This window comes from Sphingomonas sp. 179-I 2A4 NHS (genome assembly GCF_045369135.1).
Classification (GTDB): Bacteria; Pseudomonadota; Alphaproteobacteria; order Sphingomonadales; family Sphingomonadaceae; genus Sphingomonas.
Genome location: NZ_JBIQFL010000005.1, coordinates 225,743 through 251,038 on the forward strand (window position 1 = coordinate 225,743; position 25,296 = coordinate 251,038).

General features: G+C 66.8%; 26 protein-coding genes. 17 read left to right on the top strand and 9 right to left on the bottom strand.

Annotated elements, in window-relative coordinates; all coding sequences use genetic code 11:
• Positions 1-153: 153 nt before the first annotated feature.
• Positions 154-1,122, top strand: a complete 969-nt coding sequence (locus tag ACH0CP_RS11365; protein WP_406888617.1) for an alpha/beta fold hydrolase — start codon at positions 154-156, stop codon at positions 1,120-1,122.
• Between the two features lie 14 nt (positions 1,123-1,136).
• Here the strand turns inward: ACH0CP_RS11365 and ACH0CP_RS11370 are convergent, their stop codons facing one another.
• The 3 genes from ACH0CP_RS11370 to ACH0CP_RS11380 are packed head-to-tail and all read right to left on the bottom strand — an operon-like array spanning position 1,137 to position 4,486.
• Positions 1,137-1,904, bottom strand: a complete 768-nt coding sequence (locus tag ACH0CP_RS11370; RefSeq protein WP_294443911.1) for an IclR family transcriptional regulator — start codon at positions 1,902-1,904, stop codon at positions 1,137-1,139.
• A 30-nt stretch (positions 1,905-1,934) separates the two neighbouring features.
• Positions 1,935-3,257: an MFS transporter gene (locus tag ACH0CP_RS11375; protein WP_294443912.1), complete on the bottom strand. Its 1,323-nt coding sequence runs from the start codon at positions 3,255-3,257 to the stop codon at positions 1,935-1,937.
• A 41-nt stretch (positions 3,258-3,298) separates the two neighbouring features.
• Positions 3,299-4,486 (bottom strand): class I SAM-dependent methyltransferase, encoded by a 1,188-nt coding sequence (locus tag ACH0CP_RS11380; RefSeq protein ID WP_294443913.1) that lies wholly within the window; start codon positions 4,484-4,486, stop codon positions 3,299-3,301.
• Positions 4,487-4,695: 209 nt separating this feature from the next.
• Between ACH0CP_RS11380 and ACH0CP_RS11385 the strand changes: the two genes are divergently transcribed.
• From ACH0CP_RS11385 to ACH0CP_RS11400, 4 genes are read left to right on the top strand one after another with little or no spacing between them, the layout of a single operon-like run.
• The gene (locus ACH0CP_RS11385) at positions 4,696-5,886 is read left to right on the top strand and encodes an FAD-dependent oxidoreductase (RefSeq protein WP_406888614.1); all 1,191 of its coding nucleotides are present in this window, start codon (positions 4,696-4,698) and stop codon (positions 5,884-5,886) included.
• Complete coding sequence (locus tag ACH0CP_RS11390) at positions 5,883-6,635, top strand: hypothetical protein (protein WP_406888612.1); 753 nt, start codon at positions 5,883-5,885, stop codon at positions 6,633-6,635. Before ACH0CP_RS11385 ends, ACH0CP_RS11390 begins: the two co-directional genes overlap by 4 nt.
• A gap of 10 nt (positions 6,636-6,645) precedes the next feature.
• Positions 6,646-8,109: an aldehyde dehydrogenase gene (locus ACH0CP_RS11395; RefSeq protein ID WP_406888611.1), complete on the top strand. Its 1,464-nt coding sequence runs from the start codon at positions 6,646-6,648 to the stop codon at positions 8,107-8,109.
• 5 nt (positions 8,110-8,114) lie between these two features.
• Positions 8,115-8,972: an alpha/beta fold hydrolase gene (locus tag ACH0CP_RS11400; protein ID WP_406888609.1), complete on the top strand. Its 858-nt coding sequence runs from the start codon at positions 8,115-8,117 to the stop codon at positions 8,970-8,972.
• A gap of 49 nt (positions 8,973-9,021) precedes the next feature.
• On the opposite strand, the gene ACH0CP_RS11405 is transcribed toward ACH0CP_RS11400, so the two are convergent.
• Genes ACH0CP_RS11405 through ACH0CP_RS11420 form a run of 4 tightly spaced genes read right to left on the bottom strand, consistent with a single transcriptional unit; the run spans position 9,022 to position 12,477 of the window.
• Positions 9,022-9,945, bottom strand: coding sequence for a polysaccharide deacetylase family protein (locus ACH0CP_RS11405; protein WP_406888607.1), 924 nt, complete (start codon positions 9,943-9,945; stop codon positions 9,022-9,024).
• The gene (locus tag ACH0CP_RS11410; RefSeq protein ID WP_294443919.1) at positions 9,945-10,868 is read right to left on the bottom strand and encodes a polysaccharide deacetylase family protein; all 924 of its coding nucleotides are present in this window, start codon (positions 10,866-10,868) and stop codon (positions 9,945-9,947) included. Before ACH0CP_RS11410 ends, ACH0CP_RS11405 begins: the two co-directional genes overlap by 1 nt.
• Positions 10,868-11,548 carry an isochorismatase family protein gene (locus ACH0CP_RS11415; RefSeq protein WP_294443920.1) on the bottom strand — a complete coding sequence of 227 codons (681 nt, stop codon included), beginning with the start codon at positions 11,546-11,548 and terminating at the stop codon, positions 10,868-10,870. Before ACH0CP_RS11415 ends, ACH0CP_RS11410 begins: the two co-directional genes overlap by 1 nt.
• Positions 11,545-12,477, bottom strand: coding sequence for a hydroxymethylglutaryl-CoA lyase (locus tag ACH0CP_RS11420; RefSeq protein ID WP_406888605.1), 933 nt, complete (start codon positions 12,475-12,477; stop codon positions 11,545-11,547). The genes ACH0CP_RS11415 and ACH0CP_RS11420 overlap by 4 nt, the downstream gene beginning before the upstream one ends.
• 136 nt (positions 12,478-12,613) lie before the next feature.
• On the opposite strand from ACH0CP_RS11420, the gene ACH0CP_RS11425 reads away from it, so the two are divergent.
• From ACH0CP_RS11425 to ACH0CP_RS11465, 9 genes are all read left to right on the top strand, one after another.
• On the top strand, positions 12,614-13,795 hold the full coding sequence (locus ACH0CP_RS11425) for a CaiB/BaiF CoA-transferase family protein (protein WP_294443922.1): 1,182 nt from the start codon (positions 12,614-12,616) through the stop codon (positions 13,793-13,795).
• Positions 13,792-15,204 (top strand): 3-isopropylmalate dehydratase large subunit, encoded by a 1,413-nt coding sequence (locus ACH0CP_RS11430; RefSeq protein ID WP_294443937.1) that lies wholly within the window; start codon positions 13,792-13,794, stop codon positions 15,202-15,204. Before ACH0CP_RS11425 ends, ACH0CP_RS11430 begins: the two co-directional genes overlap by 4 nt.
• Positions 15,201-15,818, top strand: a complete 618-nt coding sequence (gene leuD, locus ACH0CP_RS11435; RefSeq protein ID WP_406888603.1) for a 3-isopropylmalate dehydratase small subunit — start codon at positions 15,201-15,203, stop codon at positions 15,816-15,818. The genes ACH0CP_RS11430 and leuD overlap by 4 nt, the downstream gene beginning before the upstream one ends.
• 69 nt (positions 15,819-15,887) lie before the next feature.
• Positions 15,888-16,748, top strand: coding sequence for a subclass B3 metallo-beta-lactamase (bla, locus tag ACH0CP_RS11440; RefSeq protein WP_406888601.1), 861 nt, complete (start codon positions 15,888-15,890; stop codon positions 16,746-16,748).
• Positions 16,745-17,164 carry a GNAT family acetyltransferase gene (locus ACH0CP_RS11445; protein ID WP_406888599.1) on the top strand — a complete coding sequence of 140 codons (420 nt, stop codon included), beginning with the start codon at positions 16,745-16,747 and terminating at the stop codon, positions 17,162-17,164. The genes bla and ACH0CP_RS11445 overlap by 4 nt, the downstream gene beginning before the upstream one ends.
• Before the next feature lie 334 nt (positions 17,165-17,498).
• Positions 17,499-18,875 (top strand): YeiH family protein, encoded by a 1,377-nt coding sequence (locus tag ACH0CP_RS11450; RefSeq protein WP_406888597.1) that lies wholly within the window; start codon positions 17,499-17,501, stop codon positions 18,873-18,875.
• Positions 18,876-19,218: 343 nt separating this feature from the next.
• A complete protein-coding gene (locus ACH0CP_RS11455; protein ID WP_406888595.1) occupies positions 19,219-19,425 on the top strand; it encodes a hypothetical protein in 207 nt (68 codons plus the stop codon).
• 88 nt (positions 19,426-19,513) lie between these two features.
• Positions 19,514-20,335: a hypothetical protein gene (locus ACH0CP_RS11460; RefSeq protein ID WP_294443928.1), complete on the top strand. Its 822-nt coding sequence runs from the start codon at positions 19,514-19,516 to the stop codon at positions 20,333-20,335.
• A gap of 163 nt (positions 20,336-20,498) precedes the next feature.
• Entirely contained in the window at positions 20,499-21,038 is a 540-nt protein-coding gene (locus tag ACH0CP_RS11465) for an MAPEG family protein (RefSeq protein WP_294443929.1), read from the top strand.
• A gap of 9 nt (positions 21,039-21,047) precedes the next feature.
• Here ACH0CP_RS11465 and ACH0CP_RS11470 read toward each other — a convergent pair whose 3' ends face one another.
• A complete protein-coding gene (locus tag ACH0CP_RS11470; protein WP_294443931.1) occupies positions 21,048-21,704 on the bottom strand; it encodes a YoaK family protein in 657 nt (218 codons plus the stop codon).
• A gap of 243 nt (positions 21,705-21,947) precedes the next feature.
• Between ACH0CP_RS11470 and ACH0CP_RS11475 the strand changes: the two genes are divergently transcribed.
• The gene (locus ACH0CP_RS11475; RefSeq protein ID WP_294443933.1) at positions 21,948-22,904 is read left to right on the top strand and encodes a manganese catalase family protein; all 957 of its coding nucleotides are present in this window, start codon (positions 21,948-21,950) and stop codon (positions 22,902-22,904) included.
• Between the two features lie 62 nt (positions 22,905-22,966).
• Here the strand turns inward: ACH0CP_RS11475 and aqpZ are convergent, their stop codons facing one another.
• Complete coding sequence (gene aqpZ / locus ACH0CP_RS11480) at positions 22,967-23,701, bottom strand: aquaporin Z (RefSeq protein ID WP_294443934.1); 735 nt, start codon at positions 23,699-23,701, stop codon at positions 22,967-22,969.
• A 202-nt stretch (positions 23,702-23,903) separates the two neighbouring features.
• Between aqpZ and ACH0CP_RS11485 the strand changes: the two genes are divergently transcribed.
• Positions 23,904-24,530, top strand: coding sequence for a glutathione S-transferase family protein (locus ACH0CP_RS11485; protein ID WP_406888593.1), 627 nt, complete (start codon positions 23,904-23,906; stop codon positions 24,528-24,530).
• A 155-nt stretch (positions 24,531-24,685) separates the two neighbouring features.
• Complete coding sequence (locus ACH0CP_RS11490) at positions 24,686-25,123, top strand: acetyltransferase (RefSeq protein WP_294443936.1); 438 nt, start codon at positions 24,686-24,688, stop codon at positions 25,121-25,123.
• The last annotated feature ends 173 nt before the right edge of the window (positions 25,124-25,296 follow it).

Below are 25,296 nucleotides of genomic sequence, written 5' to 3' on the forward strand. Positions count from 1 at the left end.
TCCGAAATATAGAACGGTGTTCCGATTTGCAGAGCTAAGCGAGGTTTCGAACGAGGGTCAAGAGCGGTTGTGGATCGATGATTGACAGAGAAGAAAGCCGCAACAATCATAATGCGATACGCTGGATCAATATTCAGAACAGGGGGTATGAGGATGCTGAGTTGGTTGATGATTGCGTCTGCATTGGGCTCGGGCGTGGTTTCGCCGAGTGATTCGGCCAGCGCGGCGAATGCGCCGGTTACGGCGCTGGCTGCGCGTGCCGCAGCGTGCAAGCCGCCCCTCCAGTCCGACAGTGGCTGGGACGGGATCGGCGTCGTTCGCGGCGGCAAGGGCTATGTCACGACGCCGATGGGGCAAGTGCATTACCGGCTGATGGGGCCCAGCGACGGGCCGACCGTGCTGCTGCTCCACCAGACGCCCTGGTCGCTGATCGAATGGGCGGATATCCAGCCCTGCCTGGCGGCCCGTGGCATTCGCACGCTGGCCATTGATGCGCCGGGCTATGGCATGTCGGACGTTCCCGATGGCAAGCCGACGATCAGGCAATATGCCGCGAACCTCGCGCCGGTGCTGGATCAACTGGGGATTTCCCGCGTGACGGTGGCGGGGCATCACACCGGCGCCGCGACAGCCGCCGCCTTCGCCGCGCAATTCCCCGATCGCGTGGCCGGCGTCGTGCTGCACGGCGCGCCCAACTACAACGCGCAGGAACGGGCGCAGCGGCTGGCGCTGCCGCATCCCGACCTGACGCTGCGCCCCGACGGCAGCCATCTCAGCAACTATTTCGGCAAGCTCTACCGCGCGCAGGGCGAGGTGCCGCGGCACCTGTCGACGATCACCTGGTCGACGCTGAACATCTTCCTCGCCGGAGCGGCGGACGTGGCGCATGCCGCGGTGTACAACAATGACATGGGCGCGGACCTCGCCAAGATCGAGGTGCCGCTGCTGGTGCTGTCCGACGCCGGCGACGCGCTTCATGCGATCGACCAGCGCACGGGCAAGATGAAGCCGAACTTCTCGTACCAGACCTTCTCGCAAGGTTCGGCGCACGGGCTGATCGTGGAGCCGGCGCGCTGGGCCGAGACGGTGGGTACGTTCGTCAGGAAACTGCCGGCGCGCTGAGCGCCGGCAGCGGTTCAGGCAACCAGCCGGGCCGCGTGATCGAGGGCCGATGCGCCAAGCGCGCGCGACGCATCGGCCGCGGCACCGCGCACATGCGCGACGAGCGACGGCGTCTGTTCCTCGCCGAAGCGGGAGAGCGGGAGGGCAAGGCCCATCGCCGCGACGATCTGATTGTTCGGGCCCCAGACGGGCGCGGCGATCCCGCCGACCTGCGGTTCCCATTCGCCGCGATTGATCGCGATGCCGGCCTCGCGCACTTCCTCCACCGCGGCCTGAAGCGCGTCGGCATTGGTGATGGTGCGCGGCGTATAGCCGCGCAGCGGCACGGCCAGCGTTTCGCGCAGCGCGCCGGGATGGAAGGCGAGGAATACCTTGCCCGTCGCCGAGCAATGCGCCGGCGCCCGCTCGCCGATTTCCGAGAAGGCGCGGATCGAGTGCACGCCTTCGGCCTTGTCGACGTAGATCACCTCGCGTCCGGCCGGGATGGCGAGATGAACCGTCTCCATCGTCGTGCGCGCCAGTTGTTCCATGATCGGGCGGATCGTGCGGCGAAGATCCAGCCGCTCGATAACCTTGGCGCCTTCCTGCCAGATCTTGAGCGTTGCTGAATAGCGGCCGCCGGTGGTGGAGGCATAACCAAGCGCCATGAACGTCTGAAGGTAGCGGTGAATATTGCTCTTGGTGAGACCCACCTGGCGCGCGAGTTCCGACACGCCGACGGGCTCCGGGGCAGCGACCAGTGCCTCAAGCACGGCCATGCCCTTCACGATTGTCTTATCCATCCTCTACCCCGGTTATCCTGCGCCCCACCCTCAATTCTGGGTCGACGTGCTGCCATTTGCCAGTGCCGTCTCCAGTTCGGTGACGGCTTCGCGATAATGACGCAACCCAATGAACGTAATTACGATCGAAGGGATGCCAATCAGCAGCACATAACCGCACAGTACCACACCGATCATCGACGGATCACCCGTCAGATCAGTCGCGAGGCCGATGATCGGGGGCCCGAGCAGCGGGCCGATCAGCGAAATGCAGGTGTTGAAGATCGCCAGCGCCTGGGTGCGGATCTCACCGGGCGTGATCTGCGCCATGGACGAGGGGCCACCCGCCGTCGCCACGGACTTGCCGATGAAGGCGATGAACATGAAGAAGATGCCGAGATAGGCGTTGGGCATGATCGGATAGACTGCGCTCGCGGGCACGCAGATCAGGAGGCCGAGGATCAGCACGCGCATGGTGCCATCGGCTTGCCCGGCGAACTTCTTCTGCGCCCAAACGGCCAACGCCGTGCCGATCGGGCCGGCGGTGAAATAGAACAGGCCGGTGACAAAGCCCGTTTGCGCAATGCTCCACCCCCACACGCGGGAGAAGAGCGGCACGTTCCACAGCGTCAGCGCAGCGAGCGCGAAATTGCAGGTCGAGCCGGTGATCAGCGAGCCGTAGCCGCGCCAGCGCTTGCCCATGTAGCGGAAGGCGGCGCTTGCCCGCGGCGGCGCAGCCGTCGTCTCCTGACGCTTGGGCTCCTGCACCGACAGCATCAGGCCGGCGAAGAGGAAGCCCGGGAGGCCGACGGCGACGAAGGTCGCCTGCCAGGGCTGCAGCAGGCCGAAGACGGGCCAGACGGTGGGGCCAAGCTTCTCCAGCCACGCAACGACCAGGCCGCCGAGAAGGAAGGCGAGCCCGGCGCCGAGATAAGGGCCCGCCATATAGACGCTGATCGCGCGCGGCCGCTCCCGCCGATTGAAATAGTCACTGATGATCGAGACGGAGCAGGGGCTGACCACTGCTTCGCCAAGGCCGAGGCCGAGCCGCATCAGGAACAAGGGGAGGAAGGTTGCGACAAGGCCGCTGCCGACCGTCATCGTGCACCAGATGACGATGCCGGCGATGAGCAGCCACTTGCGGTTCGACCGGTCCGCGTACCAGCCGAGCGGAATAGCGACGAGCACGTGGAAGGTCGAGAAGGCCGGCCCGAGCAGAAGCCCGATCTCGAAGTCGCTGAGCGACAAGTCGCGCTTCAGCGGCTCCACCAGCAACGACAGGATGAACCGGTCGAAATAGGAGAGGATGAAGATCACGAGCAGCAGCGCGACCACGTACCAGCGGTACGCTGGCCCGTTCTTATCCAGTATCACAATTCCCCCCTTGCGCTCGTGTCGTCAGAGTTGCGTGCCGATCAGCCCGGCTTGCGGCTGCCGAAGACGTACCAGCCGCCCTTGCCGTGACGCGGCCGGCCGGGCTCGTCCCAGGCGAAGGCGGCGGTACGATCGGGATAGGCGCCGATATCCGGCAGGATGTGCGCGAAGCTTGCCGTAGGATCGAAGCCGGCGCGCTCCATCAGCGCGATCGGATCCTGATCGCGCCAGGCGGTGTACGCGGGCTCGTTGTTGTTGCGCGTATCCCAATTCCAGAAATAGTTTTCCCACGGATCGACCAGATCGTGCGCGGGCAGTTCCTGATGGACCATGATGCCGCCCGGGCGCAGCAGGCGGTGGCATTCCGCCAGCACCTTCTTCGTCGCCCAGACCGGGATTTCGTGGAAGAAGAAGCTGGAGACGATCAGGTCGAAATGGCCATCGGGGAAGTCTGTCGCTTCGGCATTCTGCTGGCTGAAATGGACCGGCACGCCCTCATGCTCGGCGACGGCATGGCCGTAGCGAAGGAGCGGCGCGCCGACATCGATCCCATGCGCCTCCACGCCCGGAAAGGCGGGGACATAGGGAATGAGGTTCTTGCCCGAGCTGGTGCCAATATCGAGCATCCGCTGCGGCTGGAAATCAGGCCACGTCGCCTTGATCCAGCGGCTGACGACGCGCGCCACGCCGCCCCATGAACGATGGCTCTGCTGCGCCGTGAAGACCCGCGCGCCGAGGCTGACGACCGCGCCCTGCGCCACGTCATCCTCGGTCCATTCGGTGTGGAAGCAGCCCGGCGTCAGGTGAACGTCGAGCGTGCTGACATAGGCCGGCACCTCGAAGGCGGGATCGGTGCGCAGCGAGCCGCCGGCGGGATTGCGCTCGGCGGCGTCGCGGGCGACCGCGATCAGATCGGGAAGGGCGCGCTCCACCTGCGGCTGCACGGACTGGAAGCACATCTCCTGCGCATTGTAGCGAAGCGTGCTGTAGAAGCGGTAGCTCGGCTCCTTCGACATGGCGCGATCGATCTCGCGCCAATGCTTGACCGGCCCGGCCAGCTTCGGCTCGACGCGGGTCTTCCAGTCGGTCTCGAGCGCGTTGACGAAATCCTGAATGGCATGGCGGCGAAGCGTGCTGCAGAACTTCTGGCGCGCGATCTCGTCATGCGTCGGCTGCGTCACCAGTTCGATGTCCGCAATCGCGCTGTTCGTCGGTGCCGCTTCCGCCATCATCGCCTCCTCGCCATCTGTATCAAAATACGATACGCCGTTTCGAATCTAGCTGTACCATGCTACTATAAGCGTGGCAACGCGCTCTCGCTGGTGCCTTGCACGCAATCCTGTTGCGGAAACACCCTTGCCACGTAGCGATTCATTATAGAGTTAGAACAAATCTGTTGCGGAGGTCAGGGTTGGGGATTCAGTCGTCTGAAGCGGGCGTGATCATCGTCGGTGCCGGCCCAGTCGGCCTGATGACGGCGCTGCTGCTCTCCGAGCAGGGCATCGAGTGGCGGCTGATCGCGAGCGAGCCGGTTCTGGCCGGCGATCTGCGCGCATCGACCTTCCATCCGCCAACGCTCGATCTGCTGGGGCGGCTTGGGCTGGCGGAGCCGCTGATCGCGGAGGGGCTGGTGAGCCCGACTTGGCAGGTGCGGCTGCATGCGACCGGCGAGCGGGCCGAGTTCGACCTGTCCGTCATCGCCGACGACACCGACCATCCATTCCGCCTGCAGTGCGAGCAATCCCGCCTGTGCGCAATGGTGCTGGAGCGGCTGCAGGCGGATCCCAAGGGCACGCTGATGCTCGGTTGGACGGTGGATGGTGTTACCGCGGACGAGACGGGCGTCGCGATGACAGCCCGCCCCGTGGATGCGACTGGGGCCGATCCGCAGACCTTCCGGGCGCGCTACCTGATCGGGGCGGACGGATCGCGCAGCGTCGTCCGCCGCGCCATGGGCATTGGCTTCGAGGGGATGACCTATCCCGAGACGACGATCCTGGCGACGAGCGACTTCCCGTTCCAGGATCACCTGCCGGGCCTGTCGAACGTCAATTACGTGTGGAAGGACGGCGGCACCTTTTCGCTCCTGCGCCTTCGGCATTTGTGGCGGTGCAGCCTTTACCCCGATCAGGGTGAGACGATCGAAGAGGCGCTGCAGCCCGAAAGCATCGCGCAGAAGCTGCGCGCGATCGTGCCCGAGGCAGCGGACCGCACGCCGATGGAAGTGCGGCCGTATCGTGTGCACATGCGGATCGCCGATGATTATCGCGCGGGCCGCGTGCTGCTCGCCGGCGACGCCGCGCATGTGAATTCCCCCGCGGGCGGGATGGGCATGAACGGCGGCATCCATGACGCGGCGGAGCTTGCCGCGACGCTGGGCGAGGTATTGCGGGGCGCGCCGGAGGCGCTGCTCGATCGCTATACGCGCCGCCGCCGGCCGGTGGCGGAGCAGGAGATGCTGGCGCAGGCGGATCGCAATCGGGCGCGGATGCAGGAGCGCGATCCCGAGCGGCGCCGCGCGCTGCTGGCGGATCTGCAGCGCATCGCCGGCGACCGCGATCTCGCGCGGGAGCATCTGTTGCGCACGTCGATGATCACCGGGCTGCGCCGTGCCGCGGCGGTGGCATGAGCGGTTATGATTACGCGCCGCGCGGGCGGATCGGCATCGGTACGCCGCAGGCCAATCCGACGGTAGAGGATGAACTGCGCATCCTGCTGCCGCCAGCGGTTGGCATGTCCGTCACCCGGCTGACCAGCCTTGCCGCAAAGCCCGAGGACCGGCTGCGTGACTATCTGTGCCGGCTGGAGACCTTCCTCGACAGCTTCGATACGCTGAAGCTGGACGCTTTCGGCTTTGCCTGCACGGCCTCGTCCTATCTCGTCGACATCAAGGTGGCAGACGTCATCGTCGACCGCTGCATGATCCGGCGCGGCTGCCCGATCGTGACGGCGGCGGACGCGATCGTTCGCGCACTGGACCGGCTGAGCGCGAAGAAGATGGCGATTATCAGCCCGTATCCCGCTGCGCTCGCCGAAGCGGCGACCACCTATTGGCGCCGGCGCGGGTTCGAGGTGACGGCGGTGGCCGCAGCCGGCGACTTGCTGCCGGGTGCGGACACGCGAGGCATCTATGCGCTGGGCAGCGAGGACGCCCGGCGGGCGCTTCTAGGCCTCGACCTCGCTGGGGCAGAGGTGGTGCTGTTCAGCGGCACCGGCATGCCCTCGCTGCCACTCCTCGCCAGCCAGACGAGCGGCGTGCCGATGCTGTCGTCCAACCTGTGCCTTGCCGCGGCGCTTTGCGACCTGCTGGGCCAGGGCGATCCCCTGACCGATTCCGCGCCCTGGGCAGCACGCTGCCGCGCGGCCGTTACCCACTGAAAGGTTCTGCATGAAGACGATCACGGCCCTGATTGCGGGCGAGACGATCACCACCGGGGAAGCGCCTATCGCGGTCATCGATCCGGCGAGCGATACGCTGATCGCGGAGCTGCCGGAGGCGGATGGCGCCACGGTCGACCGGGCGGTGGCGGCGGCGCGGCGCGCGTTCGAGGACGGTGCCTGGCGGCTCGCCTCGGTCGAGCAGCGCCAGGCGGTGCTTCGCCGTGCGGCCGACCTGATCGATGCAGCGGCGGACGAGCTGGCCGATATCGAATGCGCCAATACCGGCCTGCCGCTCTCGCAGATCCGCGGGCGCTCGGTGCCGCGCGCGGCCGACAATTTCCGCTTCTTCGCCGATTACATCGGCCAGGCGACCGGCCGCCTGTACGAGCAGCATCCCGATTACCTGACGATGGTGCGGCGCGAGCCGGTAGGGGTTGCGGCGCTGATCAGCCCGTGGAACTCGCCGATCGCGCTCGGCTCGATGAAGATCGCGTCGGCCATCGCCTTCGGCAACAGCTGCGTCATTAAGCCTTCCGAGCAGGCGCCGCTGGGGATCACCCAGCTGACCGCGCTGCTCGGCGATGCGGGCCTGCCCGACGGCGTGGTAAACCTGGTGAACGGGCGCGGGGCGACCACGGGTGACCGGCTGGTGCGCCACCCCGATGTCGATCTCGTCTCCTTCACGGGCGGAACGCCGACCGGGCGGCTGATCATGCGCACGGCGGGCGAACTGCTGAAGCCCGCGTCGGTGGAGCTTGGCGGCAAGTCCGCGAACATCATCTTCGACGACGCCGATTTCGAGCGTGCGGTGGACGGCGCGCTGCTGGGCATCTTCACCAACAACGGCCAGCAGTGCCTCGCCGGATCGCGCATCCTGGTGCAGCGCGGGATAGCGGACCGCTTCGTCGAGGCCTTCGTCGAGCGGGCGCGGCGGATCCGGGTGGGCGACCCGCGCGACCCGGCGACCGAGATCGGCCCGCTCGTGTCGCGGCGGCACATGGAGCATGTGCTTGGCTTCGTGCCCGCTGGCGAAACGGGGCTCTCCGTGCTGACCGGCGGGCGCGCCGCACCGGGGCTGGAGCAGGGCTGCTACGTCGAGCCGACGCTGGTGCGCGCGGAGCGGCAGGACCTGCGGGTGTGCCAGGAGGAGATCTTTGGGCCGTTCGCGACGCTATCCGTCTTCGATACCGAGGAAGAGGCGTGGCAGATGGCGAATGCCACGCGCTTCGGGCTGGTCGCCTATGTGTGGTCCGAGAGCGTGCAGCGGATCATGACCGCGCAGGAGCGGCTCGCCGCGGGTACGGTGTGGTGCAATACGCCGATGATGCGCGAGCTTCGCGCGCCGTTCGGCGGGTGGAAGGAATCGGGCATCGGATCGGACGGCGGGCTGGAATGCGAGGCGTTCTTCACCCATGCGAAGACGGTCAGCATCCCGCGCCGCCCGCTGCCGCTGCGCAAGCTCGGCGCCTGACGAGGGTGCGCACGCCGGGCGACAGCGTCTCCATCGACCGATCGTTCGTGCGCGTCGCGGGCGGGGAGATCCATTTGCGGCGCTCGACCGGCGGGGCGGGGCGGGCGCTGGTGATGATCCACGCCTCGCCGGGCTCGTCACGCAATCTTTTGCCGTTGATTGAGGCACTTGCGCGCGATGGCCGCCGGGTGCTGGCGGCGGATACGCCGGGGAATGGCGATTCGGATGACCTCGCGCCGGAAGCGCCGGACGTGGCGTGGTATGCGGTTGCGTTGGTGGAGCTGCTCGATCGGCTGGGGGTCGACGAAGTGGACCTGTACGGCACCCACACGGGCGCGCGGATCGCGGTGGAGGTAGCGGCGCAGGCGCCCGAGCGAGTGGGCGCGCTGATCCTCGACGGGCTGATCGATTATCCGCCGGAGACGCGCGCGCTGTTCCTTGAGCGCTATGCGCCGGCGATGGAGCCGGACGATTACGGCCGGCAATTCGCCTGGGCGTTCAATTACATACGCGATCAGGCGGTACACTTCCCGCACTTCCTGCGTGATCCCGAACACCGCATCATGACGCGTGCGGTGCCGGATGCAGCGTCGCTTCACGCGTCGACGCTGGACCTGCTGAAGGCGCTGACCTCATACCACAAAGCGTATCGCGCGGCGTTTGCCTATCCGCTGATGGAGCGGCTGCCGGAGGTGATGGCGCCGACATTGCTGCTGCGCGCGCAAGGGGAGCTGCCGGCGCTGAAGGCGGCGGTGGAGGCGATTTCGGCCGTGCTTTCGCGGTCGTCCATCGTGCCGGTTGCGGGCGATGCTGGCGCGAAAGCGGCGGTGATTGGTCGCTTCCTGGCATTGAATGGAGAGTGATGGTCGCCTGCTGCACGCCCGCATCTGAAACGCGGGCGTGCAGCCGGGATCAGATCACCGGGTTGGCGGCGTCGACGATTTCGCTTCCGGTGGCGAACCACGCGCTCGGGCGCTTCGCCAGTTCACCGAGCAGCGTCTCGAAGGCGCCGATGCGATAGGGCAGGCCAAGGATGTAGGGCGTGACGTTGAGCGCCAGCATCCGGCCGCTGCCGTCCGCGCTTTCACGCTCCATGAGGTCAAAAGCGTCAATCATCTGTTCGACGTAGGATTCCGCCGAATTCTGCTGCGCGACGATGATCTGGCGATCTGACAGTTCGTGGCTGAGCGGCACGTTGACGATGGCGCCGGCGCTGGTGGTGAAGCGATAGGGCAGTTCGTCGTTCACCCAGTCGCACATATACTCGACGCCGGCCTCGACCAGCAGGCGCGGCGTGTTGAACGACTGCGAGCGGGCGATCGACAGCCAGCCGCGCGGTCGCTTGCCCGAGACGCGCTCCAGGGTGTCGAGCGACTGCGTGATGAGCGCGCGCTCGTCCGCCTCGTCCAGGCCCGAGGCGATCGTGCCGTTCATGTCGGTCGAATGGGCGATGATCTCATGCCCCGCCGCGTTGATATCAGCGATGATCGAGGGATAGCGTTCCGCGATCGCGCTGTTCGCGGCGACCGACACCTTCGCGCCGACCGCGGCGAAGGCGTCCAGCATCCGGTAGAAGCCGACGCGCGTGCCGTAATCGCGCGCGGTGTAATGGCGATAGTCGGGATAGGGCGTCTGCATGTGCCCGGGCGCGCGGAACGGCTTGTCGCCCGCGACGATCGGGAACCATTCGAGATCGACCACCGTCCATACCGCGACCTGCTTGCCGTTCGGCCAGGCGATCGGCGCGCGGGTGTCGATGCTGGACCAGCCGTAATGATCATGGTCCATGCCGTGACGGCGCTTGGGATAGGTCAGATACGATTGATCGAGCGCCATCAGCGCGCCTCCTTGTAGCGCGCGGCATCGGCGGTCGCCGCGTCATAGCCGTTGGCGAGGAAATGATCGGCGATGTCGCCCGAGCGGGTGATCCAGGCCCGCCCGTCCGCGGCGATATGCCGCAGCACTTCTTCGAACGCCGCCATGCGATGCGGCTGGCCGATGAGATAGGCGTGGAGCGGAATGCACATCACGGTGCCGGACTGCGCGCCTTCTTCGGCCAGCCGATCGAACTGGCGGATGAGCGTCGCGGCATATTCGCGCGGGCTCATGTTATAGACGAGGAACCCGTAATGGTCGTTCACCTCCAGGCTGTACGGCATGGAGACGAGCCGGCCCTTGGCGACATGCACCGGCCCCGGCTGATCATCGTGATAGAGATCGCAGGTGTAGGTGAGCCCATATTCCGCGATCAGATCGAGCGTGCGGGGCGTGTGGGTGAGGGCGGGTGCGAGCCAGCCCTTGATCGTCTGACCCGTGGCATCGCGAACCGTGTTGATCGCGTCCTCGATCAGCTGGCGCTCCTGCGCCTCGTCCATCCCGTAGGAATAGCGGGTGTTGTAGACGCCATGGCTGAAGAACTCCCAGCCAAGGTCGTTCACTTCCGACACGATTTCGGGATGATGCTGGCACATCGCGACCGAGAGCGAGACCGAGCCCTTGAAGCCGTGACGCTCCATCGCATCCGCCAGCCGGCGATGGCCGACGCGGTTGCCGTAGTCGCGGTGCGAATAGCCGACGACGTCCGGATGCGGCTTCGGCCAGCTCTTGCGGTGGGGGTTCGCCGGGGGATCGAGCTCGTAGAACTCGATGTTGGGCGACACCCACACCGCGACGGTCTTGCCATCGGGCCATTCGATTTTTGCGCGATCCCGATAAGGGCGGAAATCGTAGAGCCCGGGATCGCCTTCGCCTTCCCGCATTAACGTGCCTCCAGCCAGTCGATTACCGTCTGCACGGGTTCGACATCGGCGTATTTCAGCTGAAGATCGGTGAGGTTCGCGAAGTGATAGCTTTCGTGCTTGTCCGCGCAGGTTTCGATCGGGACGATCGTGCGGAAGCCGTAGGAAAGCGAATCCACTGCGGTCGCGCGGACGCAGCCCGAGGTGCTGCCGCCGGTGACGATGACGGTATCGACCTTGTGCCACCGCAGATAGGAATTGAGCGGCGTTTCGAAGAAGGCCGAGGGCATCCGCTTCGTATAGACGAGATCGTTGGGATCGATCCGGACGCGCGGATCGAACTGGTGCCGCTCGCTGCCGTATTTGATGTTCTGGAGCGAATCCTCGGTGTTGGTGCGCGTGCCCCAGACGCCCGCGTCGCCCGCATCGTCCTTGTAGGCGACGTGGCTCCAGATCACCGGCATGCCCTTTTCACGGGCGAGATCGGAGATCTGGTTGACGTAGTCGATCTGCCTGGGATCGGTTTCATAGGCCGTCTTGAACATGTCGATGCGGGTATAGGCCTGCTGGAAATCGACGTTCACGATCGCCAGCCGCTCGCCGAAGCCGAACTTCTTGCGGGCCGGGTTCGCCATCACCTCGTCGAACAGCTGGCGTGCCGTCTTGTCTTCGCACACCATGCGCGTGCCAACGATCGTCATGCTACCTCCAGCTTTTGTTCATGTGCCGGCCGGAAGCCGAGCGGCAGGCCGGCATCTGGCGTGAAACCGTAGAGCGGCTCGCCTGGCAGTTCTTTGGCCAGGATGTCGCGCACGGCGTTCAGTTTTTCGAGATCGATCCCGGTGCGAAGGCCCATCGCCTCCAGCATGAACACAAGATCTTCCGTCACGATATTGCCCGATGCGCCAGGGGCGAAGGGGCAGCCGCCCAGCCCGGCGAGCGAGCTGTCGATCGTGGTGAGGCCGCTGTCGAGCGCGGCGAGCGCGTTCGCAAGGCCGAGGCCGCGGGTGTTGTGGAGGTGGATGCCGGTGACGGCTTCCTCACCCACCACGCCGCGCACCAGCTTGATCAGGCGCTTCACCGACGCCGGATCAGCATAGCCGGTGGTATCGGAAATGCCGACCTCGTCGCAGCCGGCGGCCATCAGCCCCTCGGCAAGGCGCGCGATCTGCGCATCGGGGATAGCACCTTCCAGCGTGCAGCCGAAGGCGGTGGAGAGGCTGCCTTCGAAATGCGGGCGGCTGTCCTGCGGCACGGCGGCGACCATCGCGGCAATCTCGCGTGCTTCCGCCAGCACCTGATCGTGCGTGCGGCGCAGGTTGCGCAGCGAATGGGTTTCCGAGACCGACAAGGGGAGCGTCAATTTGTGTGCGCCGGCTTCGATCGCGGCGGCGGCGCCGCGCGCGTTCGGCACCAGCACCGCGACCGTGAGGCCCGGGATGGTGCGCGCGAAGGCGACCACCTCTGTCGTGTCGGCGAGCTGTGGCAGGATCTTGGCGGGCACGAAGCTGCCGACCTCGATCTCGCGCACGCCGGCGGCCGCTTCAGCGGCGATCCAGGCCTTTTTTGCCTCGAGCGGCAAAATGGGTGATATGCTCTGCAGCCCATCGCGGGGGCCGACTTCACTCACCAAAATATCGATTGGTTCTGTCACGTTACGCGCCGCCCCCGTTCCGGTTTATCATGCTGGCCGTTGCCTTATTTGTACTAAGCCTATATCAAATAGGAGACGCCGTTCAAGGCAGGACACCAGCTTCGGGAAAGATATGAACGCTGACGCGCTACCACTCGCCGGCCTCAAGGTCGTGGAGTTCACCCATATGGTGATGGGCCCTGCCGTTGGCGTCATCCTGGCGGACCTGGGCGCCGAGGTCATCAAGATCGAGCCGATCGGGGGCGATCAGACGCGCGAATTGCTGGGTTCGGGCGCGGGATATTTCCCGATGTTCAACCGCAACAAGCGCAGCATCTGCCTGGATCTGAAGAGCGAGGGCGGCGTTGCCGCAGCCAAGAAGCTGCTGGCGGATGCCGATGTGCTGATCGAGAATTTCCGGCCGGGCACGCTCGACAAGCTGGGCCTGTCCTATGAGACGCTGAAGGCGGAGAACCCGCGCCTGATCTATTGTTCGGCCAAGGGCTTTCTCGCCGGGCCGTACGAGAAGCGCACCGCGCTGGACGAAGTGACGCAGATGATGGGCGGCCTTGCCTACATGACGGGCCCTCCGGGACGTCCGCTGCGCGCCGGATCCTCGGTGATCGACATTACCGGCGGCATGTTCGGCGTGATCGGCGTGCTCGCGGCGCTGGAGCGGCGGCACCGGACGGGCGAGGGCGCGGATATCCGCTGTTCGCTGTTCGAGACGACGGCATTCCTGGTCGGCCAGCACATGGCGCAGTCGGCAGTGACGGGGCAGGCGGCCAAGCCGATGCCGGTGCGCATTTCCGCCTGGGCGATCTACGACGTGTTCGAGACGAAGGAGCCGGACCAGCAACTGTTCGTCGGCGTCGTCAGCGATTCGCAGTGGGTTTCCTTCTGCAAGGCGTTCGGGCTGGACGAACTGGGCAACAATCCGGATTTCGCCAAGAACAACCAGCGCGTGCTGGCGCGCGATACCATCCTGCCGCAGGTGCGCGCGCTGTTCGCCACCATGACGCGCGAGGAACTGATCGCGAAGCTGGAAACGACCGGCCTGCCGTTCGCGCCGATCACGCGGCCGGAGGATCTGTTCGAGGACGCGCAGCTGAATGCCGGCGGTCTCGTCGACGTGACGCTGGCGGACGGGCGGACCACTCGCCTGCCGGGCCTGCCGGTCGAGGTGGATGGCGCACGGATGGGCCTGCTCCGCGACATTCCGCAGCCGGGCGGGGACACCGATTCGGTGCTGGCGGAGGCCGGGTTCGACGCGGCGACGATCGCGGCGATGCGCGAACGGCGCGAGGTCGCCTGACGATGGCGCAGACGCTTTTCGACAAGCTGTGGGATCTGCACGCGATCGATGATCTGGGTGACGGCACCTGGCTGCTGCTGATCGACCGTATCCTGCTGCACGAGCGGACCGGCAGCGTGGCGCTGGAGAGCCTGCGCGATGCCGGCCGGGCAGTCGCCTCTCCGCAGCATGTGTTCGTGACGATGGACCATATCGTCGACACGCTGCCGGGGCGCAGCGACAAGACGATCATGCCGACGGGCACGCAGTTCATCACCGCCACCCGCGCCGCCGCGCAGGCGGCGGGGATCACGCTGTTCGACATCGGTGACGACCGGCAGGGGATCGTCCATGTCATCTCGCCCGAGAACGGCATCGTGCTGCCGGGCGCGACGCTGGTCTGCCCGGACAGCCACACCTGCACGCAAGGCGCGCTGGGCGCGCTGGCCTGGGGCATCGGATCCACCGAAGCGGAACATGCGCTCGCCACCCGCACGCTGCGGGTGAAGAAGCCGCGCACGATGCGGGTGCGGGTGGACGGTACGCTCGGCACCGGGGTGACGGCGAAGGACCTCGCGCTGCACGTGGTGGCGAAGCTGGGCGCGGCGGGGGCCGTCGGCCATATGGTGGAATATGCCGGCGAGGCGGTGCGCGCGCTCGACATCGAGGGGCGGCTGACGCTGTGCAACATGGCGACGGAGCTGTCCGCTTTCTCCGCGGTGATCGCGCCGGACGAGACGACGATCGCGTATCTCGAGGGGCGGCCCTATGCGCCCAAGGGCGCCGCGTGGGACGAGGCGGTCGGCTTCTGGCAGACGCTCTACACCGATGACGATGCGGCGTTCGATGCCGAGCATGTGATCGACGCGGCGGACGTGGCGCCGATGGTGACCTGGGGGACGAGCCCGCAGCAGGCGGTGCCGCTGGGCAATCCGGTGCCCGAATTCGCGCAGGGGCAGGGGCGCTGGACGGCGGAAGCGCACCAGCGGGCGCTGGAGTACATGGGGCTGGCGCCGGGCGAGCGGCTAGACGCGCTGCCGATCCAGGGCGCGTTCATCGGATCGTGCACCAATGCACGCCTGTCGGACCTGCGCCGGGCGGCGGGGGTGCTGAAAGGCAAGCGCGTGGCCGACGGCGTGCGCGCGATCTGCGTGCCGGGATCGACCAAGGTGAAGGCGGCGGCGGAGGCCGAGGGGCTCGACGCGGTGTTCCGCGAGGCCGGTTTCGAATGGCGCGAGGCGGGCTGCTCGATGTGCTTCTTCGCCGGGGGCGAGAGCTTCGGCCATCGCGAGCGGGTGATCACCTCCACCAATCGCAATTTCGAGAGCAGGCAGGGGCCGGAGACACGGTCGCACCTCGCCTCGCCCGAGACGGTGGCGGCAGCGGCGATCGCCGGGCGGATCGTCGATCCGCGGGAGCTTCGCGCATGAGCGCCGCGCCGTTCGATCGCCTGACCAGCATCGCCGCGCCGCTGGTGCGCGACAATGTCGATACCGACGCGATCATCCCGTCGCGCGAGATGAAGTCCGTCTCCAAGAAGGGGCTGGCGGACGGGCTGTTCGCGGGCTGGCGCTATACCGCGGTGGGCGGGCGCGATCCTGATCCCGCATTCGTGCTGAACCAGCCGGCCTTTGCGGGTGCGCAGATCCTGCTGGGCGGCGCCAACTTCGGCTGCGGATCGAGCCGCGAACATGCCGCCTGGGCGCTGGCCGAATACGGCTTTCGGGTGATCGTGGCGACGAGCTTCAACCCGATTTTTCGCGGCAATTGCATCCGCAACGGCATCGTGCCGGTGGAACTGGACGCGGCGACAATCGCGGAGCTTGCGCAGCTGAGCGAGGCGGGGGCGGCGATCACCGTCGACCTGGAGGCGCAAGTCGTAAGTGGGGGCGACCGGCGCTGGACATTCGCGATCGAGAACGAGGCGCGGCAGATGCTGCTCGCGGGGCTCGATGCGATCGACCTCACCCTGCAGCGGGCGGAGCAGATCCGCGCCTTTACCGAGCGGGATCGGGCCACGCGCGGCTGGGCGTATCTGGGCTAGCATCGGGCGGATGGCGGTTGCGCGGCCGGCGTCGCGCGCGCACAAACCCCCGCTTTGATGGGGGCGCCGATGACATTGCTTTGTTCCTTTGCCGGCAGGCGGCTTCTGCCCGCGGTGCTTGGCGCCGCTGCGCTCTTCGTTGCAGCGCCGGCCGTGGCGCAAGGTGATCCGCCGGCGTGGACGCGGCCGATCGCGCCGTTCAACGTGCTGGGGCCGATCGATTATGTGGGCACGGAGGGGCTGGCCGCCTATCTGATCCGCACCCCGGCCGGCGCGATCCTGATCGACGCGCCGATGGAGCAGAATGCGGCCGCGATCGAACGGTCGATCGCAGCGCGCGGGGTGAAGCTTCCCGACGTGAAGCTGATCCTGCTGAGCCATGCGCATTTCGATCATGCCGGCGGGCTGGCCGCATTGAAGAAGGCGACAGGCGCGAAGCTGGTGGTCGGCGCCGGGGACGCCGCCGCGGTGAACACCGGGACGCCGCCGGGCGAGACGAGCTACGGCGTCGTCCGCTTCCCGGCTGCCAAGGTGGACCGGGCGATCCGTGACGGGCAGCAGGTGACGCTGGGCGGTGTGACGCTGACGGCGGTGGCGACGCCGGGGCATACGCCGGGCTGCACCAGCTGGTCGATGAAGCTGCCGCATCAGGGCCGAACGCTCGACGTGCTGTTCGCGTGCAGCGTGACGGTGGCGGGCAACAAGCTGGTCGGCAACAAGCGCTATCCGGGAATCGAGGCGGATTTCCGCCGCAGCTTCGCGACGCTGGGCGCGATGAAGGCGGACGTGGTGCTGCCGTTCCACCCCGAATCGGTCGACCTGCTCGGGCGGGTAAAGCGCGGTGCGCTGGTCGATCGCGCCGTCCTGCCGAAGATGGTGGCGGACGCGCGCACGGCTTTCGATGCGGATCTCGCCAAGCAGCGCCAATGACCGGGGACGGCATCGCGGAAGCTAGCGCCAGTGACGAGGCGGCCGTGATCGGCTTGTGGGAGGCGTGCGGGCTTACGCGGCCGTGGAACCCGCCGGCGGCGGATTTCCGCCGCGCGCTGAGCGGGGATACGTCCGCGGTGCTGGTGCTGCGCCAGGATGGCGCGATCACCGGAAGCGTGATGGTGGGCGACGATGGTCATCGCGGCTGGGTCTATTATCTTGCCGTCGCGCCGGATCGGCGACGCGGTGGTGCGGGGCGGGCGCTGATGGCGGCGGCGGAGACTTGGCTGCGCGTGCGAGGCGCGCCGAAGCTGCAGCTGATGGTGCGCGACAGCAACGATGCGGCGCGCGGGTTCTACGAGGCGCTCGGCTTCGACGTGCAGCCGGTTACGGTGTTCGGGCGCTTCCTGGGTTGAGCGACGGCCCCGGCTGCGGGGGTTCGGGCGCGAGGCAAAATTCGCCCCGACCGGCCATCAACGTCTTCATGCGGGTGTTGAATTCCCTAAAATCACGCGGGTCCGAGGGGCCGCTTGGCAGTGATCGCGCCAGAGTAATACCGGAATTACAAGTAGGTTAATCCCCAGCTTGATCGGGATCGGCAAAAACTGGACTGGACTGGACAGGTCACGACAAGCAGCGATCCAGCACCAAGTCGGAGGCCGGGCACATGACCGGAAGTCCTACCACGCCGCCATACCGCCCCGCCGCCCATCAGGCGCGCCGTTCGCGCACGACGCCGACGTTGCGCTGATGCCCGCGGACACCATCAAGCCCCAGTCCGGCTGGCGCGAGCTCTGGACGAAGGAGGATTGGTGGGCGACGTGGATCGGCCTCGCGATCGTCCTCGTCGCTTGCGCCCTGTTCTGGAGTGGGGGCAGCCTGCGCTGGCTTGCGGTCGTGCCGCCGCGGTGGACGGATTTTCGCGAGGTCATCGAGGATCTCGCGGCTAAATGGCTTCGCTATATCGGCCTGTATCTTCTCTGGCTGGCGGCCTTCTCGCTGGGCCTTGCAGTGATGGGGCAGCGGGTGCGCGCCTTCGTGCCCGCCTTCACCCTGTTGTATCTTGCCGCCTTTGCGATCTTCGTCATCGGCCAGTGGCAGGAGGCGTCGTCCTATAACCTCGAGCCGCCGCTGCTCGCGCTGCTGATCGGCCTGCTCATCGCCAACACGGTGCGCCTGCCGTCCTGGTTCGAAGCGGGGCTCAAGACGGAATTCTACGTCAAGACGGGCATCGTGCTGCTCGGCGCGACCCTGCCGCTCTCGCTCGTCGTGCAGGCGGGGCCTGTGGCCATGCTGCAGGCGGCGATCGTCTCGATCGTGACCTTCTCGGTCATCTACACGGTGGCGGTGCAGTTCGGTCTCGAACGGCGCTTCGCCGCAACGCTTGGCGTTGGCGGCGCGGCGTGCGGCGTCTCAGCAGCGATCGCGGTCGCCGGGGCGGTCGGCGGGAAGAAGGAAGATACTGCCGTCGTCATCACGATCGTCGTGATCTGGGCGGTGATCATGGTCTTCGCCCTTCCGCTCGTCGCCCGCGCGCTGGGGTTGCCGACGGGGGTGGCGGGGGCGTGGATCGGCACGTCCGAATTCGCCGACGCGGCGGGCTTTGCCGCCGCGCAGCCCTATGGCGGCTATGCTGGCAAGGTGCCGGGGATCGCCGGCACCGCCGATCAGGCACTGACCGCCTTCACGCTGATGAAGGTCGTCGGCCGGGACATGTGGATCGGCGTGTGGGCGGTCGGCCTCGCGATCGTCGCGACGACTCGCTGGGAGGCGCACCCCGGCGGCAGCGCGCCCGACGCGGGCGAGATCTGGCGGCGCTTCCCGAAATTCGTGATCGGGCTGTTCATCGCCTCGGCGATCATCACGCTGGCGACCGCGCACTACAGCCTCGAGGAATATAACAGCATCGTCTCGCCGGCACTGACGAACCCGCTCAAGGATCTGCGTACCTGGGCGTTCATCTTCTGCTTCTTCAGCATCGGGCTGACGACGCGCTTCCGTGATCTGGCGTCCGCCGGGCGAACACCGTTCAGCGCGTTCACCACCGGCGTCGTCGTCAACGTGATCCTGGGCTTCATCCTCTCGGTCTATGTGTTCGGCGGCTATTGGGCGGCGCTGGGCCAATGAGGATCGTTACGATCCTGCGCGAGACTCTGAAGGCCGCGGCAAGAGGGCAGCCCTGCCGCCCATGCACCCATTTCTGCGACGATCCCGCGCGCCAGGAACGTGAACTGCCCGGACTGACGGCGCTGTCTTCAACCAGCGCCTCGGTCCGCGACCAGGACGGTTTATGCCTGCGCCATGGATTGATCATCAACGGCCGACGCCGCTGCCCTGCCTTTTCCCCCGCCGTGCACCAGCCTTGAGCACAAGCCAGGGTCAGGCTGATTACGGAGACCGGCGCGAAGGGGGACTCTGCGCCGATGCCGTTCGGTCGGTTCGTGCGTTATGGGCGCGCAGGAGACCGTTCATGAACAATCCGATGGATAGATTATTGCGTGGCCGAACCGACGGCTGCTCCGCTGGCATCGATGGGCAAGATGAGGCCCCGGGCGGGATCATGGCGCTGCTCTGCCCGGCGGCGGCCATCCGTGGTGGCGAAGCGCTGGATGGGGGCCGCGCCACCGCATACGGCCCGATTGCTGCCAGCCAGCCTAATGGCGGCCATCTCGGCTGACGGTTGGGAGGGGAGAGTGAAGATCAGCCATCTTTGTGGTGTGCGTACGATAATGGCCAAGCATGCGGCGGATGACGTGGGGAATACGATGATATCGCGTGCGAATCTTGGCTGGGGCCTGCTGGGCGGACTGGCTGCCGCCCTGTCCGGCTGCGCCACGCCAACTGCGCCCGTGCAACCGCCGCCAGTTGTCGCGACGGTGACGCCGCCGCCGCCGAAGATGCCGCCGGGTGGGTATATCGGCATGCAAAGCCCGAAGAAGCGGGCGGACGGCAAGTATTTCACGCCCAACCTCGACAACACGGATCAGGCCGCCGTCTGGCATCTGCGCAACGCCTTGAACGTCGCTGCGCTGGGGTGCGACCAGGCAGGTGGCGGTGTGCTCGAGCATTACAATGCGTGGCTCAGGACCCGCGCCGCCGCGATCGATCGCTACTACAAGGCCTATATCCGGGAGTGGCAAGCGCCCGGTTGGTGGGACTGGCAGCGGGTCTATGACGACAATCAGACGCGCATCTACAATTTCTACGCCCAGCCGGCGATCCGGGCGGCCTTCTGCGCAGTGGCGCGAGAGGAGGTCGTGAAAGTCATCCAGGTGGAGGATGACGACCTGCCGGCTTTCGCGCGAGAGTCCCTGCTGCGGCTCGACCGGCCGTTCGTGGAGTTCTTCGCCGCCTATGATGCGTGGCGCGACTATTACCAGCCGGCGCCGCCACCGGTGGTTCCGCCACAGGTGGTAAGGACGATCGAGGCGCCGGTTGTGGTGACCCCGCCGGCCGCGGTGGCGACGCTGGACGGCGGTGATGCGGTAGCGAGCGCACCCGAAGCCTCGCCATCTCCTCCGGCCGGTGATGCCGAGGAGACCCCGCCGGCGAATGTTGCGGAGGCCGCGCCCCCTCCGCCTCAGTGACGGCTCGCCATTCGCGGTGCGTCAAGGGCGGGGGCAAGGCGAGGAACCGTCACCAGTTCCGAACTAGGGCCTGATGGTTTCACCAACCGCTCGACGATCCAGCGATGGTCAACGCCGGCCCGACCAGCCACCATGCGGGATCGGGGCACTGGAGTGAGAAGCCATGGCAGGCGGGCGGGCGTTCAGGCAGGAGCAGCGGGGCGTTGCGGCGGGGATGGCGGCGGCGCTGGCGACGACCGTCATCGTTCTTGGCGCCACGGCACTTGCCTGGCCGGGGGAGGCCTTGCCGTTCCCCGACCGGTTGCAGCTGACGCTTCGTGCGGACCTGATCGTCATTGTGTGGCTGGCCGCGGCGATCGGCAATGTGGCGCGGCTGCGGTTCTTTTCCGAACAGGACATTGGCGGCAGCAGCGCGGAGGACGCGTCCGCGAAGATCCGGGTGGCCGGCGCGATCCTTCAGAACACGTTCGAGCAGGCGGTGCTGGCGATCGTCACCCATCTGATCGTTGCGGCGACGTTCGCGCGCGCCGGAACGGCGATCATAATGCTGGCGTGCCTGTTCGCAGCCGGGCGCCTGCTGTTCTGGATCGGGTACAGGAAGGGCGCGCGGGCGCGGGCGTTCGGGTTTGCGCTTACCTTTTATCCGAGCGTTCTCGCCTTGCTAGCGGCAGCCGTGGCGATGGTGCTGGGTGTGGCGACCTGATCCTGCGGCTCAGTGCTCTGCCCGGCGGGTGCTCTTCATGATCCACCATGTGAGGGCTGAGAGGCCGCTGCCGGCGGCGGCGACGCACCACAGGCTGCCGTTGGGGGACCAGAGGAAGGTGCGGGCGCCCAGGATGCCGCCAGCGACCAGCGCGAGCCAGAGCTGGAGGAAGGGCAGCCACTGCGTATCAGGCTGGCCGCGGATCGCGTCCGCAAGGCGGTGGGCGAACTTCACCAGCGTGCCGGTCATGTAAGTGACGCCGATGCCGACGTCGCCCGCGCGGCGGAAGATCGCGTTGGCGGCGCCCATCGCGAGGCACAGGAAGCCGATCGCGGGCACCTCCTGGCCGAAGCTGTCGAACACCGCGGCGGCGAGCAGCAGGAGCGCGACACTGATCGTGGCGACGACCTTGCGGTGGCCGCTGGGCGCGCCTTCGCTGACGATGACGTTGAGGATCACGCCCGTCACGAACAGTGCGATGAGGCCCGTCGCCGCCGCTGCGAACGCGCCGGCTTGTGCGAAGCCGACGGCAAGGAGGGTGGAATTGCCGCTCATGAACGACACGAACAGGCCGCCCGATTTCAGGAAGCCGATGGCGTCGACCGCGCCGGCGAGCGCGGCGTAGCCGCCGGCAAGGTTCCGCAGGTTTCGACCATATTCCAGCATCGCCGTGCTCCGTTCGGATCAGCCCGTGGCATGATGCCGGCGGCTATCCTGCCCGGAAGAGTAGAATAGCCGGGCAGGCCTGCAATTGCGGATTACCACAGGTCCCGGTCGCAGCAGTCCAGCCGCCGCGCCGGCCGATCCGACCGCTAACTTAACCCATTTTAGTCAAACAACTGAATTCGTTAGGAACGGGCGCCGTGCTGGTGCGCTGGACCCCGCAGTCATCCCTGCGGAGAAGCGATCATGTTCATGCACAACAAGCGACTGCAATATACGGTGCGCGTGTCCGAGCCGAACCCGCGGCTCGCCACGATGATGATGGAGCAGTTCGGCGGCGCGGATGGCGAGCTGGCGGCGGCGATGCGCTATTTCACGCAAGGGTTGGGCGAGGATGATCCCGGCCGCAAGGACATGCTGCTCGACATCGCCACCGAGGAATTGAGCCACCTCGAGATCATCGGATCGATCGTCGCCATGCTCACGAAGGGCGTGAAGGCGCAGCTGGCCGAGGGACAGATGAAGGAGGCCGAGCTGTACCAGCTGATCGGATCGACCGGCAGCAGCGCGAAGGAATCGATCCTGTTCGGCGGCGGGCCGGCGCTGTGCGATTCCGCGGGCGTGCCTTGGACCGCGGCCTATGTCGATTCGCGCGGCGAGCCAACCGTCGACCTGCGATCGAACATCGCCGCCGAGGCGCGCGCGAAGATCGTCTACGAGCGGCTGATCAACATCACCGACGATCCCGGCATCAAGGATGCGCTGGGCTTCCTGATGACGCGCGAGGTGGCGCACCAGAAATCGTTCGAGAAGGCGCTGTACGCGATCGAGAACAACTTCCCGTCGGGCAAGCTGCCGGGCGTGGAGAAATACGCCAGCATGTACGTCAACACCTCGCAGGGTGAGGGTGACACGACCGGGCCGTGGAACAGCGGCGAGGAATGGGACCGCGTTGACGACCTGCAGCAGGTGATGCCGGCGGACGGCGGCGACGGGACGGCAAGCGTGAAGCTGCCGGCAAAGGACACGAAGGTCGCGGCGAAGATGGCCGAGCGCACGATGTCCGACCCGGCATCGGACCCCACGACGGGCGCCGATCTTGGCGCCGGGCCGGGTGCAGGGCGGACCAAGAACGGTGACATGGGCGGCGCGCCGGATATCGAATCCGCGCCGGCGATGGCCGAAGCAACGCAGGGAAAATGACGTGGGAGGGCAGCGTCCGGTAACCGGGCGCTGCCTTTTCGATGTTCAGCGGAGCGGCGCCTTCAGTGCGGGCGCGCCGCGTCACCCACCACGTCCTGCTGCGGCATCGGGCTGATCCAGCGGTAGATCATGCCGCCGGCCGCGCCGCCGATCAGCGGCGCGAGCCAGAACAGCCAGAGCTGCGCCAGCGCCCAGCCGCCGACGAACAGTGCGGGCCCGGTGCTGCGCGCGGGGTTCACCGATGTGTTGGTGACCGGGATGCTGATGAGGTGGATGAGCGTCAGCGCCAGGCCGATCGCGATGGGCGCGAACTGGACCGGCGCGCGGCCGTGCGTCGCGCCCATGATGATGAACAGGAACACTGCCGTCAGCACGACCTCGGCGGTGAAGGCGGAGGCGAGCGAATAGCCGCCCGGCGAATGCGCGCCATAGCCATTGGCGGCGAAGCCCGAGGCGGGCGCGTCGAAGCCGGGCGCGCCGCTGGCGATGAGGTACAGGATGAAAGCGCCGAGGATCGCGCCGACCACCTGGGCGACGATGTACGGCACCACGTCCTTGCCCGGGAAGCGGCCGCCGACCGCCAGCCCGACCGTGACTGCGGGATTGAGGTGGCAGCCCGAGATGTGGCCGATCGCATAAGCCATCGTCAGCACGGTAAGGCCGAAGGCGAGCGAGACGCCGGCAAAGCCGATGCCGAGTTCCGGGAAGGCCGCCGCCAGCACGGCCGAGCCGCAGCCGCCGAAGGTGAGCCAGAAGGTGCCGATCAGTTCGGCAGTCAGCTTTCGGGTGTTCTCCACCTTCTCTCTCCGTCCACGGCCTGTCGTGAGACGGTGAGACACCAGATCGGCGGCGGCGGAAATACGGGGTTTGCCGGAGCGCGGAGCCAGACGCCCGGTTCAATAGCGGGGGCGATCGGGGCCGCGCCGTCGCACATGCCTTTTACACGCGCGCAGGCTGTGCTTCGCTGGGCCTGACCGTCGAGGATGGGGAGGAGGGCGTATGATCACCGTCTGGGGCGGGCAGGTTTCGCGATCGATCCGCGTGGTGTGGTTGCTGGAGGAGATGGGCCTTCCCTACACCGTGAGGCAGGTGGACATGCTTGCGCCCAATCGCGAGCCCGAGTTCCTGGCGCTCAATCCGGCGGATTACATCCCCGCGATCCAGGATGGCGATGTGACGATGGTCGAATCGATCGCGATCATGGAATATCTCCTCGGCCGCTACGGGCCGACGCCGCTCGCGCCGGCGCCAAACGACGCCGCGTTCCCGGCCTATCAGCAGTTCCTGCATCTTGGCGAAGCCGGGCTGGCGACTCTGATGATGCCGGTGATCGTCAGCCGCTTCCTCGCACCCGAGGCCGAGCGCGACAATTGGGGTGCGACATGGTGCCTGCACTCGTTCGGGAAGCGGCTGCGGCTGGTGGCGGACCGGCTCGCTAAATCGCCCTATCTGGCGGGCAACGCGTTCACGGCGGCGGACATTTCCGTCACCTACGCGCTCACGCTGGGGCTGCGAACGTGCGGCATCATGCTGGGTGACGCGGAACAGGACTATCTCGCGCGCACCACCGGGCGGGACGCGTACCAGCGGGCGATGGCGCGATCGCATGAAGGGCTGGAGGCGTAGCTGCTCGCCCTGGGCGAGAGATATCGCGGTCGAGCTTCGATATGGGGCGTGGGTAAACACCAGGCGGCGTCTCCATTGTCCATTCGCGCCCGCCGCGCAGATGCCTGCTCCTTTGCAACTTGCGCGCAGCAGCCAAGGTGCAGCATCGGTGCCGGATGATAACGATCCGGCCATCCCGCACCGATGAGGGCGAGCGCGTTGTTGAGATCTGGCGAGGTGCTGTCGACGCGACGCACGGCTTTCTCACCCCCGCCGATCGTCTTGCGCTCGACGACCTTATTACAGGCTTTCTGCCACAGGCTCCGCTCTGGATCGCCGCAGACGAGAACGACCGGGCGCTGGCCTTCATGCTGGTGGAGGACGGGCACATGGAGGCGCTGTTCGTCGACCCCGCCGTTCGCGGCCGCGGGATCGGTGCCGCCCTCGTTCGGCACGGCTTGAGCCTCCACCCGGCCATGACCACCGACGTTAACGAGCAGAATGGCCAGGCTGTCGGGTTTTACGAGAGAATGGGCTTCAACCAGACCGGCCGCTCGCCGATCGATGGCCAAGGGAGGCCCTATCCCCTCCTGCACCTGGCTTTCCGGCCCTGATCGTTAGCCGTTGCGGATCGCGGGGAGATCGCTCTTGGGTGCGCTCGCGGCGAATATGAGTGGTTAAGGGTTTGTGGAAAGCTGCCGGTCGCTTTGCTTAGGGAAGCGCCCCTATCGTTAGGGCCAGGACCGAAAGGCACAATAGAACCCATGCAGACAATCGAAGTGAAAGA

What these genes read in the sequence shown, in the direction of transcription:
- ACH0CP_RS11365 (WP_406888617.1), top strand. Translation starts at nt 154, where the DNA reads ATGCTGAGTTGGTTGATGATTGCGTCTGCATTGGGCTCGGGCGTGGTT.
- ACH0CP_RS11370 (WP_294443911.1), bottom strand. Translation starts at nt 1,904, where the DNA reads ATGGATAAGACAATCGTGAAGGGCATGGCCGTGCTTGAGGCACTGGTC.
- ACH0CP_RS11380 (WP_294443913.1), bottom strand. Translation starts at nt 4,486, where the DNA reads ATGGCGGAAGCGGCACCGACGAACAGCGCGATTGCGGACATCGAACTG.
- ACH0CP_RS11390 (WP_406888612.1), top strand. Translation starts at nt 5,883, where the DNA reads ATGAGCGGTTATGATTACGCGCCGCGCGGGCGGATCGGCATCGGTACG.
- ACH0CP_RS11395 (WP_406888611.1), top strand. Translation starts at nt 6,646, where the DNA reads ATGAAGACGATCACGGCCCTGATTGCGGGCGAGACGATCACCACCGGG.
- ACH0CP_RS11405 (WP_406888607.1), bottom strand. Translation starts at nt 9,945, where the DNA reads ATGGCGCTCGATCAATCGTATCTGACCTATCCCAAGCGCCGTCACGGC.
- ACH0CP_RS11410 (WP_294443919.1), bottom strand. Translation starts at nt 10,868, where the DNA reads ATGCGGGAAGGCGAAGGCGATCCCGGGCTCTACGATTTCCGCCCTTAT.
- ACH0CP_RS11415 (WP_294443920.1), bottom strand. Translation starts at nt 11,548, where the DNA reads ATGACGATCGTTGGCACGCGCATGGTGTGCGAAGACAAGACGGCACGC.
- ACH0CP_RS11425 (WP_294443922.1), top strand. Translation starts at nt 12,614, where the DNA reads ATGAACGCTGACGCGCTACCACTCGCCGGCCTCAAGGTCGTGGAGTTC.
- leuD (WP_406888603.1), top strand. Translation starts at nt 15,201, where the DNA reads ATGAGCGCCGCGCCGTTCGATCGCCTGACCAGCATCGCCGCGCCGCTG.
- bla (WP_406888601.1), top strand. Translation starts at nt 15,888, where the DNA reads ATGACATTGCTTTGTTCCTTTGCCGGCAGGCGGCTTCTGCCCGCGGTG.
- ACH0CP_RS11445 (WP_406888599.1), top strand. Translation starts at nt 16,745, where the DNA reads ATGACCGGGGACGGCATCGCGGAAGCTAGCGCCAGTGACGAGGCGGCC.
- ACH0CP_RS11450 (WP_406888597.1), top strand. Translation starts at nt 17,499, where the DNA reads ATGCCCGCGGACACCATCAAGCCCCAGTCCGGCTGGCGCGAGCTCTGG.
- ACH0CP_RS11455 (WP_406888595.1), top strand. Translation starts at nt 19,219, where the DNA reads ATGAACAATCCGATGGATAGATTATTGCGTGGCCGAACCGACGGCTGC.
- ACH0CP_RS11460 (WP_294443928.1), top strand. Translation starts at nt 19,514, where the DNA reads ATGATATCGCGTGCGAATCTTGGCTGGGGCCTGCTGGGCGGACTGGCT.
- ACH0CP_RS11465 (WP_294443929.1), top strand. Translation starts at nt 20,499, where the DNA reads ATGGCAGGCGGGCGGGCGTTCAGGCAGGAGCAGCGGGGCGTTGCGGCG.
- ACH0CP_RS11470 (WP_294443931.1), bottom strand. Translation starts at nt 21,704, where the DNA reads ATGCTGGAATATGGTCGAAACCTGCGGAACCTTGCCGGCGGCTACGCC.
- ACH0CP_RS11475 (WP_294443933.1), top strand. Translation starts at nt 21,948, where the DNA reads ATGTTCATGCACAACAAGCGACTGCAATATACGGTGCGCGTGTCCGAG.
- ACH0CP_RS11485 (WP_406888593.1), top strand. Translation starts at nt 23,904, where the DNA reads ATGATCACCGTCTGGGGCGGGCAGGTTTCGCGATCGATCCGCGTGGTG.
- ACH0CP_RS11490 (WP_294443936.1), top strand. Translation starts at nt 24,686, where the DNA reads ATGATAACGATCCGGCCATCCCGCACCGATGAGGGCGAGCGCGTTGTT.